This window comes from Ignavibacteria bacterium, assembly GCA_016873775.1.
GTDB lineage: Bacteria > Bacteroidota > Ignavibacteria > UBA10030 > F1-140-MAGs086 > JAGXRH01.
Genome location: VGWC01000125.1, coordinates 1 through 3360, shown reverse-complemented (window position 1 = coordinate 3360; position 3360 = coordinate 1). Strand labels below are relative to the sequence as shown.

Annotated in this window: 4 protein-coding genes; all 4 read right to left on the bottom strand. The window is 38.2% G+C overall.

Annotation, left to right across the window (positions count from 1 at the left end; all coding sequences use genetic code 11):
* Positions 1-1187: pyruvate dehydrogenase (locus FJ218_11145; protein ID MBM4167456.1), on the bottom strand; the 1187-nt coding region annotated here is incomplete at its 3' end.
* 19 nt (positions 1188-1206) lie between these two features.
* Entirely contained in the window at positions 1207-1638 is a 432-nt protein-coding gene (locus tag FJ218_11140; GenBank protein MBM4167455.1) for an SET domain-containing protein, read from the bottom strand.
* A gap of 67 nt (positions 1639-1705) precedes the next feature.
* A complete protein-coding gene (gene rsmI / locus FJ218_11135) occupies positions 1706-2392 on the bottom strand; it encodes a 16S rRNA (cytidine(1402)-2'-O)-methyltransferase (GenBank protein MBM4167454.1) in 687 nt (228 codons plus the stop codon).
* A 27-nt stretch (positions 2393-2419) separates the two neighbouring features.
* The coding region (locus tag FJ218_11130; protein MBM4167453.1) for an AI-2E family transporter at positions 2420-3360 on the bottom strand (941 nt) is incomplete at its 5' end.

Below are 3360 nucleotides of genomic sequence, written 5' to 3'. Positions count from 1 at the left end.
TTCACTGCAACATCTTCACCGAACAGGAGTATTTTATTATTGAATTGCATTTCGCTTTCGAGCGTTCTGCGAATTGCTTCTATCATCGTTAAACGAACTGAAGTAGTTTCGAGTTGCGAGTTGCGAATTGCAGGTTGTTTCTTTTCTAATTCGTTACTCGTAACTTGTAACTCGTAACTCTTTTCAAAGAATACAAAACTTCTCGCCGAATTTATTTCCGGTTCGCTTTGTGCTAATGCATTTTCTTTTGCATCATTCACTTCTTTTAGAGTGACTGCTTCTAATTTCTTCCAATCATTTTCGGAAAGAATTTTTGGAACAATAAATTTTTTCAAATGTAAAATCGGGTCACGGGCAAGTTCATCTTTTCGTTGCTTGTCCGATTTATACGATTGTGTATCAACGAATGAATGTCCCATAATTCTCGGCACACGAAGATGAAGCAAACACGCGCCATTTCCGCTGCGAACATATTCTACTGCTCTTGAAATTTTTTCTGATACTTCTTTCGGTTCGCTTCCATCACCATCGAGAACAAAAAGATTTCCAAATGATTTTAAGTTCGCAGAAATATTTCCGTATGGAGTTTGCAAAACACCCGGAGTTGAAATTCCGTAACCATTATCTTCAATGCAAAATAAAATCGGAAGTTTCAACGTTGTTGCAATGTTGAGCGCAGACCAAAATCCATTACTTGCAACAGAACCATCACCGCCGCAAGCAACTGCAATCGCATTACTCCATTCTTTTTCTTTGAAAACTTTTTGATAATACTGAATTGCTTGCGCCCAACCAACTGCCGGCGTGTATTGCGAACCAACATCACCGGACGTTGGAAGAATCGTTGCTTTTCCGCGCGAACGCATATTGAACACAACGCCGATATCTCTTCCGCCGCTGATACTTTTCGATTTCGCCATTGAACTTGCAAACGCTTCTTCAATCGTCAATCCTTGTGCAAGAACAAACGGACGGGAACGATAATACACGCTCGCTCCATCGTGTTTGTGTGTGATGAATGATGAAAGTAAAATCTGCGCAAGTTCGTGCCCTTTTGCGGAAAACTGATAAGTTACTTTTTTCTGCGGAACAAGTTCCTGCTCTTCCATTTCATCAATGAATCGTGAAATGAGAAGCAATTTTGCAATTTGTTTCCAATCGGGTTTTGATTTGTTCTGTGTTTCCATTGGTAAATGTACTATCGGCTTAAGTTTCTAACGCATTTATCACGCCTCTGCAATTTTCTTTCCCGCAACAGCATTGTACTTTTTCTCCTTCTGCATCGAACGCATAATCAATCGTGAGTTCTTCTCCTTGCAAAATGTCGCGAGAAGCGTAGAACAGAATTGTCTTTTCTTTGATTTCATACTCGCAATTGGGCAAACACGAGTGATTAAAATATCGCGAATAGTTTCCTTGTTCGTAACCATCAATTGCAAATTCTTCACTAATCCAAAATGTATAAATTCCGTTTCGTGTCTTGTCCGCTTCGCGTTTTAATGCTTCTTCCGCTGATATTAATTCACCAGTGTACTCGATTACAAATGCCCCTTGCGGAATATTTTCAACTGCATAGCAACCGAGATCGTGGATAAAAGATTCTTTCAATTGTAGTTTTACAAAAGTTGGTGAGTGCATTGTTCCTACAAACAATTTTTAAAAAAATGAATTGAGAAAAAACGATTGAGTGATAGAGAGAACAGTATTACTTTATATTTTCAACGATGATGACAAATTCTCCCTTTGTATGTTCTTTCGAAAAAAAAGTTTGCAATTCGATTGCCGTTCCACGAAATATTTCTTCATTGTTCATCGTTAAATTGAACGCAACGGATAATCTTCGTGAAGAACCGATTACTTCTGCAATATCGCGCAATACTTGCAACAAACGGTACGGAGTATCCATCAATACAAATGTTCGTTTTTCGTTTCGAAGTTTTTGTAATTCTATAATTCTGTTTTCCCGCTTCGGTGAAAGAAATCCGTAGAACAAAAATTGTTTCATATCAAAACCGGACGTGATGAGCGCGGGAAGCAACGATGATGAACCGGGAATCGCGGTAATTTTTATTTTCGATTGGATCGCTTTCTTAACAAGAATAGTTCCCGGGTCGGAAAATAGCGGCGTTCCACAATCGGAAATGAGCGCAACATTCTTGCCCTTGTGTAATTCATCAAGGATGATAGATGAAACAGCAGATTCATTATGTTCATTGAGTTGCACTAACTGTTGTTCAATCTTGTAATGCGAGAGTAAACGATTTCCTTCCTTGCGTTCTTCACAAACAACAAGGTCAACATCTTTCAAAACATTTAACGCGCGAAGTGTAATATCTTCGTAGTTTCCGATGGGTGTTGAAACAAGGTATAGTATTCCACGTTCTGTATTCATAAAGAAAAATAAACGACACGCCTATCTTTAGAACGACTCAGCTTTCTTCAAATAGTTTCTCCACTCTTCAACCAACAAAAGGATTATTGCTGTTACAGGAAGAGCAAGCACAAGCCCGATAAATCCGAATAGAATACTGAAGACAAACAAAGAGAATACAAGCAAGACAGGATGAATTCCAACCTTTTCTCCGATAAACTTTGGAGATAAAACAACCATATCAGAAAGAATAATGATGCCCATTGTTATAAACACAACAAGAAATAAAAACAGTGTTGGTTCTCCGCTTAACAGTACCGCAATAATAGAAAATGCTGTTATGGAAAAGTATCCAAAAAATGGAACGAAATATAGTGGTATCATCATCATTCCGATTACAATTGCATAAGGAATTCCGAATATTGAGTAAGAAATTCCTATTAATGTCCCAAGTATAAACGCAACGGTCAGCGCGCCGCGAACATATTCGCTCAGTAATACATTGATTTTATTTACGAGAGTGATACTGGTTTCTTTCTTTGATTCAGGTATCCACGATTGCACATATTCTTGTATGCGAGGAAAATCTTTTAATAGATAAAAAGTCAGAAATGGTACCAAAATAATATTAAGAATGTGGGAAAACATTGCGGCGACCATTGAGAATAAATTTTTCGTTCCCGCAAGTAATGAAGTAAAATACTCTCCCGCGCTCGAGGAAATGGCACTTTGTATTTTTTCCTGCAATTCATCAACCGGTACGTTGATATTGCGTAACAATGCGAAGATTGTATTCGATGTTACAAATGCTCTGATGCTTTCAGAAAGTCCTGAAGAGTTGTGAATAAGTTCTGTAATCTGTGCCAATGCAATCGGAATAATTTTTCCAAGAGACAGTAGTAGGAAACCAACAACAACGGCTAATAAAAGAAGAGACGAAATCCACCGGGGAACAGACCGTTTTTCTAAACGTTGGACAAATGGATTGA

Coding starts and splice junctions, on each gene's coding strand:
- rsmI (MBM4167454.1), bottom strand. CDS start 2,392: ATGAATACAGAACGTGGAATACTATACCTTGTTTCAACACCCATCGGA.
- FJ218_11140 (MBM4167455.1), bottom strand. CDS start 1,638: ATGCACTCACCAACTTTTGTAAAACTACAATTGAAAGAATCTTTTATC.